General features: G+C 63.5%; 10 protein-coding genes and 1 tRNA gene. 4 read left to right on the top strand and 7 right to left on the bottom strand.

The window, feature by feature from the left end; genetic code table 11:
• Nucleotides 1–109, top strand: a 109-nt coding sequence (locus tag NKG59_RS21245; protein WP_248137186.1) for an IS3 family transposase, incomplete at its 5' end; no start/stop codon positions are given.
• Nucleotides 110–392: 283 nt separating this feature from the next.
• Here NKG59_RS21245 and NKG59_RS21240 read toward each other — a convergent pair.
• Nucleotides 393–2,783 (bottom strand): hybrid sensor histidine kinase/response regulator, encoded by a 2,391-nt coding sequence (locus NKG59_RS21240; RefSeq protein ID WP_045205581.1) that lies wholly within the window; start codon nucleotides 2,781–2,783, stop codon nucleotides 393–395.
• A gap of 265 nt (nucleotides 2,784–3,048) precedes the next feature.
• Here NKG59_RS21240 and NKG59_RS21235 point away from each other — a divergent pair, with 265 nt between their 5' ends.
• On the top strand, nucleotides 3,049–4,170 hold the full coding sequence (locus tag NKG59_RS21235) for a sensor histidine kinase (protein WP_253540939.1): 1,122 nt from the start codon (nucleotides 3,049–3,051) through the stop codon (nucleotides 4,168–4,170).
• Nucleotides 4,171–4,273: 103 nt separating this feature from the next.
• On the opposite strand, the gene mctP is transcribed toward NKG59_RS21235, so the two are convergent.
• The 3 genes from mctP to NKG59_RS21220 all read right to left on the bottom strand — a co-directional run bounded on the left by mctP (nucleotide 4,274) and on the right by NKG59_RS21220 (nucleotide 8,343).
• On the bottom strand, nucleotides 4,274–5,782 hold the full coding sequence (mctP, locus tag NKG59_RS21230; RefSeq protein WP_253541012.1) for a monocarboxylate uptake permease MctP: 1,509 nt from the start codon (nucleotides 5,780–5,782) through the stop codon (nucleotides 4,274–4,276).
• The gene (locus NKG59_RS21225) at nucleotides 5,782–5,961 is read right to left on the bottom strand and encodes a DUF3311 domain-containing protein (RefSeq protein ID WP_024978098.1); all 180 of its coding nucleotides are present in this window, start codon (nucleotides 5,959–5,961) and stop codon (nucleotides 5,782–5,784) included. The genes mctP and NKG59_RS21225 overlap by 1 nt, the downstream gene beginning before the upstream one ends.
• Before the next feature lie 1,005 nt (nucleotides 5,962–6,966).
• Nucleotides 6,967–8,343: an MFS transporter gene (locus NKG59_RS21220; RefSeq protein ID WP_420804041.1), complete on the bottom strand. Its 1,377-nt coding sequence runs from the start codon at nucleotides 8,341–8,343 to the stop codon at nucleotides 6,967–6,969.
• A gap of 134 nt (nucleotides 8,344–8,477) precedes the next feature.
• Between NKG59_RS21220 and NKG59_RS21215 the strand changes: the two genes are divergently transcribed.
• Nucleotides 8,478–9,203: an ArsR/SmtB family transcription factor gene (locus NKG59_RS21215; protein WP_253540933.1), complete on the top strand. Its 726-nt coding sequence runs from the start codon at nucleotides 8,478–8,480 to the stop codon at nucleotides 9,201–9,203.
• 9 nt (nucleotides 9,204–9,212) lie between these two features.
• Here the strand turns inward: NKG59_RS21215 and blaOXA are convergent, their stop codons facing one another.
• Entirely contained in the window at nucleotides 9,213–10,040 is an 828-nt protein-coding gene (blaOXA, locus tag NKG59_RS21210) for an OXA-22 family class D beta-lactamase (RefSeq protein WP_253540930.1), read from the bottom strand.
• Between the two features lie 171 nt (nucleotides 10,041–10,211).
• Here blaOXA and NKG59_RS21205 point away from each other — a divergent pair.
• Nucleotides 10,212–10,296, top strand: a tRNA-Leu gene (locus tag NKG59_RS21205).
• 241 nt (nucleotides 10,297–10,537) lie between these two features.
• On the opposite strand, the gene NKG59_RS21200 is transcribed toward NKG59_RS21205, so the two are convergent.
• Nucleotides 10,538–12,187 carry an ATP-binding protein gene (locus tag NKG59_RS21200; protein WP_253540927.1) on the bottom strand — a complete coding sequence of 550 codons (1,650 nt, stop codon included), beginning with the start codon at nucleotides 12,185–12,187 and terminating at the stop codon, nucleotides 10,538–10,540.
• Between the two features lie 81 nt (nucleotides 12,188–12,268).
• Nucleotides 12,269–13,324 carry a substrate-binding domain-containing protein gene (locus NKG59_RS21195; protein ID WP_045205912.1) on the bottom strand — a complete coding sequence of 352 codons (1,056 nt, stop codon included), beginning with the start codon at nucleotides 13,322–13,324 and terminating at the stop codon, nucleotides 12,269–12,271.
• Nucleotides 13,325–13,347 lie beyond the last annotated feature (23 nt).

The raw sequence follows: 13,347 nt of genomic DNA, 5'->3' as shown, positions 1-13,347 counted from the left end.
CAACTACATCGAGATGTTTTACAACCCAACACGGCGTCATTCGAGCGCCAACGGTCTATCACCGGTAGAGTTCGAACAACGCCATTCCCAACGGCTCGCGGGTGTCTAGGAAAGCCGGGGCGATTCACTCGCGCGCCACAGTCTGAGCCTCGCGCTCGACTCTTCGAGCTTCAAATTTTCGACCTCGGAGAGCCGCGTTCCAGCCTCGAACAGTCGATCGCCACGGTTGTAGGCTGGCGCTCGACAGTTTGACCCTGACGCACGACTCTCGGAGGTCGAAAATTTCGAGCGAAAACAGTGGCGTTCCACTGTTTGAGTACCGTGGGCGGGCCTCCGACTGTGGAACACGAGTCTTTGAGGCCCAAACGCCGCGCTCAAACCTCCAAGCTCGGTTATGTATCGGTGGTCATCTGCTCAAGCGCCATCATCGATTGCAGTGCGTGCTGCAATTGATCGAGCGTGTACGGCTTGCGAAGCGCCGTCCACTTGAACGCAAAGCTGTCGTGGTCTGGGATGGGGTTGCCAGAAGCGAAGACCACCCGTAGCTCCGGATCCAATTCAGACGCCCGCTGCGCGAGTTCAATGCCGGACATGTCAGGCATGACGATGTCGGTAAACAGAACGTCGAAAGAGCCTGCGCGCAGGGTGGCGAGGGCCTGCGCGCCGCTGGCCGCCTGCTGGGGCGTGATCCCGATCAGCGTCAACAGCTCGCATACCGCGCCACGCAATGAAGCGTCGTCCTCCACCACGAGAATGCGCAAGCGCGCGGGCTCCCATACCGCGCCTGCGTCGGGGTCGAATTGCGTGACGTCTTCCTCGGCTGCCGTCGCGTCCACCCCATCATTTCCGAGCACCTGGCGAATCTTGAATGCAAGCTGCTGGCGGCTGTAAGGCTTGCTCAGTAACTCGACACCCGGATCGAGCCGCCCGCCATGGACGATGGCGTTCTGCGTGTAGCCAGACGTGTACAGCACCTTCAGGGCGGGCAGCGTCTGAACCGCCCTGCGCACCATCTCCGGACTGCGCAGTGCCCCCGGCATGACCACGTCGGTAAAGAGCATGTCGATATGCACGCCGCTCTCGACCACGGCCAACGCCTGCTCTGCGTTGTTGGCCTTGAGCACGGCATAGCCGAGGCCGCTCAACAGATCGACCACGGTTTCGCGAACCTTTGCGTCGTCTTCCACGACGAGGATCGTCTCGTTGCCGTGCTTGAGCCCGCTGGCCTTGGAGCGTGCGGGCTCGACCGCCATGCCGGTGGAACGGGGCAGATAGACCCGCACGGTCGTGCCCTCCCCATCCTCGCTGTAGAGCCGGATATGGCCGCCGCTCTGCTTGACGAATCCGTAAGCCATGCTGAGCCCGAGCCCCGTTCCCTCTCCCTCGGGCTTGGTGCTGAAGAACGGATCGAACGCCTGCTCCAGCACTTGGGGGCTCATGCCCGTGCCGGTATCCGTGACGGCCAGCATGACGTACTGCCCCGCCGGCACATCGGGCAGCGCTACTACATAGTCATCGTCCAGCGTGGCATTGGAGAGTTCGAGCGTGAGCTTGCCGCCTTCGGGCATCGCATCCCGCGCGTTGATCGCCAGATTCAGGATGACGTTTTCCAGCTGATGCGGATCGACCGCAATATTCCAAAGGCCGCCCGCAACCACCGATTCGATCTCGACCGCTTCGCCCAGTGCCCGGCGCAACAAGTCGTCCATGGCGCGCAGTTGGCGCGCGGGGTTGATCACGACAGGCGCGAGCGGTTGCTGACGGCCGAAGGCAAGCAACTGGGCGGCGAGCTTGGCGCCACGATCAACGGCGTCGATGGCGTTACTGAGCCGCTCGGCGCTCCAGCCATCACGGCCGTGCCGGCTTTCGAGCAGTTCGAGATTGCCCCGAAGCACCTGCAGTACGTTGTTGAAGTCATGCGCAACGCCGCCGGTGAGTTTGCCCAGCGCTTCCATCTTCTGGGCCTGGAACAGCGCCCTTTGCGTTTGCTCGAGCTGCTCGCTGGCGCGTCGCCGCTCCGTAATGTCGCGGGTGATCTTCGCAAACCCGACCAGCACACCCTCTTCGTAGATGGCATCGATGATGACGTGCGCGAAGAAACGGCTTCCATCACGCCGTACGCGCCAGCCTTCTGCCTCGAAGCGCCCGTCGCGCCGGGCGGTCTCCAGGCCCCGGAACGGTACGCCGGCCGCGACATCCTCTGGCGTATAAAAGCGCGAAAAATGCGAACCGATGATCTCGGCCTCGGTATAGCCCTTGATGCGCCGCGCCCCGGCATTCCAACTGCTGATGTGCCCGTCGGTCGACAGCATGAAGATGGCGTAGTCCGTCACGCCCTGAACGAGCAGGCGGAAGTTGCGCTCGCTCTTCAGCACGGCGTCGTGCGCGGCCTTCTTGTCACTCACATCGCTGATCACGGTACCGAACCCGATCAACGCGTTGGTGCTGTCACGGAGTGCCGTCATGGCGACGTTCGCCCAGAACAGCGAACCGTCCTTGCGCATGCGCCATCCCTCCTCGACATGCCGGCCTGTCTTGGCGGCGGCATGCAGCGCGGCTTCGGGCGCACCTGAGGCTCGGCCCTCCGGCGGATACAAAAGTGCGAACGGCTGGCCAATAATCTCGTCCGGCCGATAGCCCTGCATGCATTCGCCGCCCGGATTCCACGTTGAAACAATGCCCTGTATCGACAGTGCAAAGATGGAGTAATCGGAGGTCAATTCAGCCCACAGCCGAAGCCATGTAGAGCCAAATTCGGAGGACGGAGAAGCGGCGTCGTTCATTCAGTTGTCCGGTAACGTGGAGCGCCGCAAGGGAGTATCAGCCTTGGTTAGCAAGTGGCGTGCCCACGGTCGCTCCCTCGTGCACCACGGCGGTTCAGAGGTGGCAAATCGGAGAGGAATCTCCGCACCCAGCTAGCGACTGGAACGCAGTTTGCATACCTTGGAGCGGTAAAACGGGGCATCGACCCTTTCCGCGGTGTGGGCAATGGCCCCCGGCGCCCCACATCACGTCTCTACATGGCTTTCGCAACCGTCGAGGAAATCCATGACGCTATCTGACTTTATCGAGGCAAACCTCGCGGCCCTCATCAATGACTGGACGGAATACGCGCGCACGCTCATCAGCGGCCGTGCCAGCCTTTCTGAATCTCAATTGCGCAATTCAGCGCGAGACCTTCTCGGCCGGATTGCCGCCGACATGCGCGAGCGGCAAACACCCGAGCAACAGCGGGCCAAATCGCGGGGCGACCGGGCGCCCTCGGAGTCCGGCTTCAATGAAGCAGCCCATGAACATGCCGACGACCGCCTCTCGCACGGGTTCGACATCAACGATGTGGTGGCGGAATACCGCGCGCTGCGCGCCAGCGTGCTGCGCCGGTGGCAGCAGGATCCACAGTCACACGCGCTCGCACTGCAAGAGATGACTCGGTTCAACGAAGCAATCGACCAGATGCTTGCCGAATCGGTGCGGCAACATGCCCAGCAAACCGAGCGCACGCGCGACCTGTTTGCCGGCGTACTCGCGCATGACTTGCGTTCCCCCCTCGGCGCTATCCTGGCCTCTGCCGAAACCCTGCTGCATGACGACGGGCTGTCGTCACGCAGCGTACGCGCGGTCGCATTCATACAGCGCGGTGCGATGCGCGTGCAACAGATGATCGACGATCTGCTCGTCTTCACCCGCACCCGGCTCGGCGACTTTCTGCCAACGACGTTCAGCCCCCAGGATATGGGGCGGCTGTGCAGCGATGCCATCGACGAAGTGTGTGCGTCTTACCCCGATGCGCAGATCGATCTGCGCCTTGCGGGCGAACTACGTGGTACCTGGGACGGCAGCCGCATCGGCCAGTTGCTGGTCAATCTATTGGCCAACGCGGTGCGATACGGGTCGGGGCGGGTCGCCCTGGAAGCAGCCGGTCGCGACGGGCAGATGACGATTGCCGTTTCAAACGAGGGCAACCCCATTCCGCCCTCCGCTTTCCCCACACTGTTCGATCCGCTCACCCGCGCCAATCAGCCCGACCACAGCGGGAGCGCCGCCGGCATCGGGCTTGGCCTGTATATCTGCCGCTGCATTGTGCAGGCGCATCGCGGAACGATCGACGTGCAATCGTCGGAACACGGCACGACGTTTACGGTGCGGATTCCCTGCTCGGTGGCGGCTTGACACGGCCGGCTGCGCGGGCATGCCGGTCGCCCAGCGCTAAAGAAAAAAGCCGGCACCCTGAGGTACCGGCCTTTTCTCTTCCTTTTGCGAATCGCAGCGTCGATCAGCCTGCCTGACGCAGCGTAGCGGCTTCCTCCCCACGCTTGCCCATCAGCAACTGCACCACCACCGCAACGATGATGTTGAAGGCCAGTGCCGCCAGGCCCGTGTAGATGGTGTACTTGTCTGCGCCAATCACAAAGGTGTGCACGGGCTTGATGCCGTCGGAGAACGCCAGCCAGCTGCCGGCAATCATGCCCGCCGCCCAGCCGGACAGCAGCGCGGGTGCGCGGAAGCGGTTCGAGATGTTGAACAGCCCGAACACGACCGACGGGAACGTCTGCACGATCCACACGCCGCCCAGCAGCTGCAGGTCCAGCGCGAACTTGGTCGGCAGGAACAGGATGAACACCAGGGCGCCCGCCTTGACGATCAACGAGATCACCTTGGCAACCTTCTCCTCACCAGCGTGCGTGAGGTCCGGGGCCACGTAGGGCTTCCAGAAGTTGCGCGTGAACAGGTTGGCCGCACCAATCGACATGACGGCCGCCGGCACCAGTGCACCAATGGCGATGGCCGAGAACGCAAAGCCCGTGAACCAGCTCGGGAACAGCGCGTTGAACAGCGCAGGCACGACGTCGTTGTTGTTGGTGACCTTGATGCCTGCCGCATAAGCCATGAAGCCCAGCAGCGCGATCAGGCCCAGCAGCACCGTATAAGCCGGCAGGAAGACAGCGTTCTTGCGGATGGTGTCTGCACTGCGCGCGGCAAAGATGCCCGTGAGCGTGTGCGGATACATGAACGCCGCCAGTGCCGAGCCAATTGCCAGCGTGGCGAACGGCAGGAACTGCGCAGGCTTGAGCGTGAGGCCCGTGGCGCCGCCCTTCAAGGCAAACGCATCATGCGCGGTGGCAAACACCGCACCGTAGCCGCCCAGCTTGGCCGGCACCAGCACCACCGCTACCAGCACCACGATGTAGATCATGATGTCTTTGACGAAGGCGATGAGCGCAGGCGCCCGCAAGCCAGCGGAGTACGTGTACAGCGCCAGGATGACGAAGGCGGCCGCCAGCGGCAGCTCGCCCGTCAAACCCAGCGCCTTGATCACGACTTCCATGCCGATGAGCTGCAGGGCGATGTAGGGCATCGTCGCCACCACGCCCGTGAGCGCCACCGCAAACTCCAGCGAGCGCGAGCCGTAGCGGCCGTACACGGCATCAGCCGCCGTGACGTGGCCGTTGGCATGCGCCACCTTCCACAGCTTGGGCATGATCAGGAAGACGATCGGGTACACCAGGATCGTGTACGGCAGCGCGAAGAAGCCATACGCACCCACCGCATACACGAGTGCCGGCACGGCGATGACGGTGTAGGCGGTGTAGAAATCGCCGCCCACCAGGAACCACGTGATCCAGGTGCCGAAGTTGCGGCCGCCCAGGCCCCATTCTTCAATGTGGGCGCCCTTGTCGGAGTTGCCCCGCTGCCAGCGCGAGGCGATGAAACCCATCACCGTGACCAGCGCGAAGAAGAAGATGAAGACTGCCAGCGCAGTCCAGTTGATTTGTCCGCCCATCATTCTTCTCCTTTGCTCTGACCGTTCTTGAAGACGATCCAGATCAGCAGCGAGGTGATCGGCACCCAGAGGAACTGGTACCAATAAAAGAACGGAAAGCCGAAGAGCGCCGGCATTTCCTGGTTGTAGAACGGCACCCACAGCAGGCCGATGAAAGGCAGTGCGAGCAAGAACTTCATGGGTTGTCTCCTAGTTCGGGGACTTCGGATGTTGTTTTGAACAGGTGAGGTGCCACGCCCGATGCGCGGCCAGACGGATGTCTGAGGGAGTGCTTTCCGCCTTTGTTGTTATCCGGCGCACTCTGATCGCGCGCCCTCCGGAAAACCATCCGCACCTGTACGCAGCAGCCACACGTAGTACTACGTAGTAAGCGTAGACTTTTCGCATGAAATAACCAATCGCTAAGGTGGGCGCGGGTTTCCTAGGGTTTTCACGAATTCCTGTCATGACAGACAGTAGCTGAATGCGTGAGCAAAACTCGCAAGTGCCCACGGTGCCGCATGGCAGCAAGCACAAAGGGGCGCCGCAGTGCCGCCCCTTTGATTGCTGTGGCGCAGCATAAGCCCTGGCGAGCCCAGGGTTTCTGCACGGCGTGCACGGGGCGGCCAAGCGCTTCGAGCTGAAACCCTCGGCGCTGGACCGACACATAAAGCCCTGAATTCTTGCCGGCCGAGGCGCCCAGAAATTCGATCAATGCAAATGCCTGCTCATGCAGTGGTGTGCGCGCCGACGGGCGCCTGGCGCCTGGCGCCCAACATATCCGGTCGAATCGACAATTAAAGACGGAATTGATTGAATCAACTTTTCAATTCAGCTCAATCCAATAAAGTCTTTTTCATTTGACTTTTTTTTGCTTCCTTTTTACTTGAAATGCTCTGCCATTGAGATTTCTCTTTCAAAGGGAAATCGTTTGCCATCCACCCGCAAATGGCGCAGCCATCAGGAAAAACCCGCACACGCATTGCTATTCAAGCACCCGTTTCTTTAGAGCAAACCCTCAAAAACGTGTTGTGTTTTAAGTTTGTTTTCAATCTGATCAAAGAAAATCTTGTAAGGTGATTCTGTCTTATGCATTCACATCCCACTTAGCCCGGCAATCCCCTCGCCGGGTATTTTTTTGCGATGCGTTAGATGGCCTTGCCTGTGCCAATCCGGCGTAAAAGCGGCGGGGCATTGCAGTGCGCTCAGTGGCGATCAGCGCCATGCCGCCACGCCACGGCGGCGCATGCGAGCTGTACCGCGCCACCGCACAACATGGCCACGCGCAACCCCGATGCGCCGCTGCCCCACACCGCATACATCGCCCCCAAGATCGCCACGCCCAGCGTCGCCCCGGTCATGCGCGCCACGTTGACGAGCGCCGATGCCGTGCCGGAACGCTCCGGCCCCACGGCGCCTACCGCCGCGCCCATCAGCGGGCCGGTGGCAAAGCCCATGCCGAGCCCCGAGAGCGCCAGCCCGATGGCTGCCGGCACCACCGATGCGGCACCTGCAAACGCCCCCACTGTGAGCAGCCCCAGCGCGATGATGCCCACCCCGCCCGCCGTGGCCAGCCGCACGCCATGGCGGCGCGCCACCGTGCCCGACATGGGCGATACCCCCATGAAGACCAGCGCCATCGGCATCAGCCCAAGGCCCGCGCCAATGACGTTGAAGCGCCCGGTGCTCTGCCACATGAGCGGCAGCAGGAAGAGTGCGCCGTACATGCCGAACGTCATGCCCGCCGTGGCGACAATGGCGCCGCGAAACTCGCGCACGCGAAAGAGATCCAGTGGCACCAGCGCCTCGCCGCCATGGCGCGCCTCTACGCGGATGAACCAGGCCAGCGCGATGAGCGCCACGGCCAGCACAGCCGCCGCCACAGCGGGCGCGTGATGCGCTTCGATGGCCGCAAAGGCTAGGCCGCCCAGCGTGATGGCGCCCAACACCTGGGCCAGCGCATCGAAACGGCGATGCGCGGCGTCAGACGATTCCGGTACCACGCGCACGGCCAACGCCATGATGGCCACGCTCACCGGCACCACCACCCAGAACACGGCGCGCCAGCCGAAGTGCGTGACCAGCACGCCGCCGGCCGTCGGCCCAATCGCCATGGCCAAGCCGTTGCATGCGGCCCAGACGCCCAGCGCATGCGCACGTTCGCCTGGGTCGCGCCACACCACCCGCAGGATCGCCAGCGACGCCGGCAGCAGCAAGGACGCCCCCACACCCGCCATGGCACGCGCGCCGATCAGCCACCCGATCGACGGTGCCAGCGCGCACAGCACCGATGCCACCGAGAACACCGCCGCACCCGACACAAACGCCCGCCGCCGGCCGTATAAGTCGGCCAGCAGGCCGCCACTGAGCAGCAATGCGGCATAGGCGAGGTTGTAGGCGTCGATCACCCACTGCAGCGGGCCGACCTGTGCGTGGAAGAACTGGCCAATTGGGCGCACCGCCAGGTTGACAACGGCGGTGTCGATCTGCGCGACCAACACCGCCATCGACAGCACGCACAGCACCACGCGCTTATGCGTCGCGGTGTTGGCATGCACTGGTTGCATCGTGATTCCATCCATCTCGGGGCCTTTGGCTTTTGCTTTTGCAAGCGATGGCCCCAGCGTAGTGCCGGCACCGTGGGCAACGCTTCGATGCGTGTCGAAGCATCGCGGCGCGTGGGTCCCTAGAATGGCCACATGACAAGGAGTCGGACATGTCGCATCCGAACAGCTTTTCCGGCACGGCCTTCCTGATTGCAGACCCCGCACGGGCGGCCATGCTGACGGCGTTGCTTGATGGGCGCGCGCTACCCGCGGGCGAGTTGGCGCATGCCGCAGGCGTCACCGCGCAGACGGCCAGCACGCATCTGGCCAAGTTGCTCGACGGTGGCTTGGTGGTGGTGGAAACCGAGGGGCGGCACAAGTACTTTCGGCTGGCCGGGGCACATGTGGCGCAAGCGCTGGAACACCTGGCGGCCATCACGCCCGCAGCGGCTGTGCGACGCGCTACACCCAGCCCGAAAGCGCGAGAGCTTGGCTTCTGCCGCTGCTGCTATGACCACCTTGCCGGGCAGGTGGGCGTGGCTGTCACGCACGCGCTGCAATCACGCGGCTATCTGCTGCCGATGCCAGACAAGCAATACGAGATCACGGCCGCCGGCATCACCTGGTTTGGCGACGTGGGGCTCGATGTTCGCGCCATTCGCCCGACGCGGCGCGGGCTGGCGCGGCAATGCCTGGACTGGACGGAGCGCACGCATCACCTGGCGGGGCCGCTGGGGGTGCAGTTCCTGCGTCGCCTGTGCGATGTCGGCTGGATGCTGCGCGCACGCGATTCGCGCGCCGTGCTAGTTACGCCCAAGGGCTGGCAGGAATTGCATCAGCGCCTGGGCGTGGATGAAGCAACGGTGCGCAGCGCGGCCGAACACCGTCATGCATAACGCCGTCGATCAGTGCCCAGCAAAGGCCAGCACTTCCGGCAGGCGCGCAAGCAGCGCATCGCGCGAGCGGATGCCGCCCGAGGTCGGCTCCACCTTGTCGTCCTGGATCAGGTTGGCAAAGACGTACGTTTTGTCGCCCTTCCTGGCCCAGCCGACAAACCAGCCGTAAGCGTGCGCCTGATCCCACGTGCCATCAGGTGATGTATTGCCCGGCGCCGGGCCGGCGGTGCCCGTCTTGCCCTGCACGGCCCAGCCCCCCGGCACCTGCCAGGTCTGCACGGTACGGTCGACCATCTCGTAGGTGTGCGCCGACACCGGCAACTGCCGGTTGACGATCCTGCGCATAAAGCCGACCTGCTCCTCCGGCGAGATCTTCAGCGACGAGGTGATCCACGAACGGTCCATGCCGTTGTTCTTGCCCGGGTCGCCGCTCACGTCCATGTTGCCGTAGCCGAGCTTGCGCACGTATGCCTGGAAGGTTTGCGCGCCCATCGCATGCGTAATGCGCTGCGAATACCAGACCACCGAATATTTGAGCCACAGCGCCGGGTCGATGGGCTGGTGCCAGGCTTCGCCGCCCCAGTCGGGGTCACCACGCCTGAAGTGCTCGACCGGGGTGTGCTCGTCTTTGAGGAAGCCGTGGTCAAAACCCATGACCGCGAGTGCGAGCTTGAAGGTGGAAGCGGGGGTCACGCGCTCGTCGCACTTGCCTTCGTGCAAGACGGCCTTGCCTGTAGCGGCGTCGGCCACGATCGTGCAGATCGGGTGCTCGGCGTGAGCAAACGTGGCAAGCGCGGCCAGCAGGGCGCCGGCGGCGGCTTGGCGGAGTTTCATCATCGATCAACCTCATGTGGGGGGGAATGCAAATCGCTGCGTGGCAGCGTAGCAGCGAGGTTGCCGTCCTGTGGACCGCCACACGCGTAACGGGTGTAACGCTGGCGGAATTGCCAATCAGAAAAGAAGGGCTTGCAAATTTTTTGGCGGTCGGTAAAATGCGCCGCTCACCTAGCCCAGGTGGCGGAATTGGTAGACGCACTAGTTTCAGGTACTAGCGGGTAACTCCGTGGAGGTTCGAGTCCTCTCCTGGGCACCAAACATAGTCCCAAGCAGTTCAGGGGCGACAAAAAACCCGCGTGGCGATGAGCCTCGCGGGTTTTTGTTTGTCCGGACGGGGACAAGATTCAAACCGTCCTGGATCGCCTCACATTGCTCTGGTGACGCCCGGCGCCGCCCATTCCATGCAAGGCAGAGCACGCGGCTCGGATCGTTGCCGGCTCCAGGAAGGGGTACGAACGCGGCGTATCGGAATCTGGCGCTCGAATGCGCCCGCTGCATCAACGGCTTTGCAGCGGCAAGACGAGCCGAAAACACGTGCCCCGGCCAACTTCGCTACGCACGTCGATCTGGCCACCATGCTTGCGCACGATGCCGTAAGAGACGGACAGGCCGAGCCCCGTCCCCAGGCCAACGGGCTTGGTGGTGAAGAACGGGTCGAAGATGCGGCTGAGATGCTCGGGCCGGATACCGCCCCCGGTATCTTCCACCTCCACCCAGACGTTGTCCGCGTCGTGGCCGGTGCGCAGCGTGATGCGTCCGTGGTCCTGAATGGCTTGCCCGGCATTGACAAGCAGGTTCATGAACACCTGGCTCAGTTGGGTGGGCCTGCACTCGATGTCTGGGATTCCGCCATATTCGCGCACCAGCTCCACCTTGTACTTCAGCTCATTCCAGACGATCTTGATTGTTGTTTCCAGACACGTTTCAAGATTGGCAGGTTGCGGCTGCGCTTCTTCTACATGGGAGAAATCCTTGAGACCCTGCACGATCGTCTTGACCCGCTGCAGCCCCTCCTGGGACTCCGCCAACAGCCCCGGCACATCTTCGCGCACGTACTCGAGATCAGCCGCCAGCTTGACCTGCGCAAGCGCAGCCCGCGTGGCGGGCGCCAACTCTGCCTCGTGGGATTCGTAGGCTGACAGCGCGTCGAGCAATCCTCCAACGTATCGCTGCAAACTGCCCAGATTGGCTTTGACAAACGAGACGGGATTGTTGATCTCATGGGCCACGCCGGCAGCGAGCTGGCCGATCGACGCCATCTTTTCCGATTGCAGCAGCTGCCCCTGCGTTTGGGCCAGCTCGTGCAGCAGTTGCTCCTGGCGCGCACGCTCGGCCTGCAGTGCCTCGTGGGCCAAGGCAAGCTGCCATCGGTCACGCTGGAATTGTTCGACCGCGCGCGCCATCTGGCCGATCTCATCGTCGCCGTCAACGGGTACCGCACTGGGCGCCCCGTCTGAATGTCCTGCGCGCAAGCTGCGGCTGACCTGCAGCAAGCGCTGAAGCACATGGCGCCCGAGCAGCCCGTAAGCCGCCAGGCAGGCAAATACCACGCTGGCGGCGAGCAGCGCTGTCACCCAGCGCTGATTGCGCTCGGAAACAACCGCCAACGCCTGCATCGCCTGCTGAAACGCCCGCGTGTGCTGCTCCGACACCTGCTGTGCCGAAACCACCATGGCGCCGGCCTGCATGTAAAGCGCATCCAACGACCGGCGCCCGGCAAGGCTGCGTTCGGATGCCGGCGCCTGTGCAGCCGCACCGGCAGTTCCGGCATGTTGCAGCTCGCTTTCCCACCACTGGGCGACGATATTGACGACGTTGCGAAACAGCTGGGTCGACTGATGCAGATCGAGCACTTCAATGTCGTCGTCGGTTGCAGCAAGCCGCTCGGACAACTGCTCGAACGCCTCCAGGTTGCGCAAGATCTCGGCATAGTGCCGGCGCAGGGCTTCCACCGACGAGGTCTTTTCCAACTGCGCCGATTCGCGCTCAATCAACAACGTGCGCTGAACGAGTTCCTGCGCCTCGCGCAATTGCATGAGCTGCTCGCTGGCGAGCCTGCGGGTGGCTTCCGCCGAGGTGCGCAGCGCATAGACCGCCGTGATGCCGCCTGCCGAGATCAGCAGCGCCAGCATGGCGACGACCAACATGAATTGACGCCCAAGCGATCTGGGCCACAGACCGTACCGCGGCATGCGCGCACAGCGGATAGCAGCGGCTGCGCTGAACATTCAACGGCCCCATATCCGGCGATACACGGCCCGGTAGCCGTTGTCCGGATCGTATTGCCCGAGTGGTCCGCCATCGAAAGCGACGTTCTTGACCGTCACAAGGTGCACGGGGGCCACATACCCGGTGACCACATGATGGGCCAGCAGCCGGTTGACCTCGTCCACCAGTTGCCAGCCTTGCAGGTTCAACGGCTCGGCCACCGTGCTCGTCTGAAACGCTCCAGCCTGGATGCGCAGGAACGCCGCGGCGCTGCCGTCGCCGGCAGACAGCATGTGGATGCCGTCGGGCTTGCCGGCGCGGGTCAGTTCGGCGGCGGCGTAATCGAAGTAGATGTCGTTGATGGCCAGCGCATGCGTCCACACGCGGCCATACCGCTCCAGCAGACGTCGCATGACGGCGGGCATGGCCTGCGCACTGCCCGAGATAGGTACGTCCTCGACGGCCAGCAAGCGGCAGCCCTTGCATGCGCCGATCACCTCAGCCATCGCCGCAGCCTTTGCGCTGGCGATCTGGAAATTGGAGTCGGTAAAGATGACCACGTTGGCGTGGCCCGCCGATTCCACTACAGCCGCCATGGCCGTGAGCCGGGCAACTGCCATCGGGTCGGTGGAAACATTGATGGCGATAGGACTGTCCGTGATGGCGCCGGCCGTTGCGGCAACGTGCCAGCCGACCACGGGCCTGCCCTGCCGCACGAAGGGCAACAGCGCTGCCTGCATCTCGCGCGCGTCACCCCCGACGAGCACGACGCCGTCCGGTTGCAGCGCCCGGGCCGATTCCATCGCACGCTTGCGGCCCTCCGGCGTCCCGCCGGCGTCATAGACGCGGATCTTCCAGCCGATGGCCCCAGCGGCCTCCTTGATGCCTTTCGCAACACCCAGAATGCCGCCGTTGCGCAAGTCTTCACTCACGACGGCCAGCGTGATGCCGACCTGCGCACGAGGACCTGCCTGGGGACCATCCCAAGGGGCCCCGTGTTCGCTGGCGCGCGCGACGATCTGCTGCATGCGTGCGTCGTCGGCGATGCCGCCGGAGGCCATCGCCTGGCCTGCCATCGCTCCCCACCCGAATGCGCACA

The sequence above is a fragment of the Ralstonia chuxiongensis genome (genome assembly GCF_024158925.1).
Taxonomy (GTDB): domain Bacteria; phylum Pseudomonadota; class Gammaproteobacteria; order Burkholderiales; family Burkholderiaceae; genus Ralstonia; species Ralstonia chuxiongensis.
Note: the sequence above shows the minus strand (reverse complement) of the source record. Positions and strands in the feature narration are given on the sequence as shown.

Excerpts from the sequence above, each read along its gene's own strand:
- NKG59_RS21195 (WP_045205912.1), bottom strand. The coding sequence starts at position 13,324 with ATGGCAGGCCAGGCGATGGCCTCCGGCGGCATCGCCGACGACGCACGC.
- NKG59_RS21215 (WP_253540933.1), top strand. The coding sequence starts at position 8,478 with ATGTCGCATCCGAACAGCTTTTCCGGCACGGCCTTCCTGATTGCAGAC.
- NKG59_RS21200 (WP_253540927.1), bottom strand. The coding sequence starts at position 12,187 with ATGTTGGTCGTCGCCATGCTGGCGCTGCTGATCTCGGCAGGCGGCATC.
- NKG59_RS21225 (WP_024978098.1), bottom strand. The coding sequence starts at position 5,961 with ATGAAGTTCTTGCTCGCACTGCCTTTCATCGGCCTGCTGTGGGTGCCG.
- NKG59_RS21220 (WP_420804041.1), bottom strand. The coding sequence starts at position 8,343 with ATGGATGGAATCACGATGCAACCAGTGCATGCCAACACCGCGACGCAT.
- NKG59_RS21235 (WP_253540939.1), top strand. The coding sequence starts at position 3,049 with ATGACGCTATCTGACTTTATCGAGGCAAACCTCGCGGCCCTCATCAAT.
- mctP (WP_253541012.1), bottom strand. The coding sequence starts at position 5,782 with ATGGGCGGACAAATCAACTGGACTGCGCTGGCAGTCTTCATCTTCTTC.
- blaOXA (WP_253540930.1), bottom strand. The coding sequence starts at position 10,040 with ATGATGAAACTCCGCCAAGCCGCCGCCGGCGCCCTGCTGGCCGCGCTT.
- NKG59_RS21240 (WP_045205581.1), bottom strand. The coding sequence starts at position 2,783 with ATGAACGACGCCGCTTCTCCGTCCTCCGAATTTGGCTCTACATGGCTT.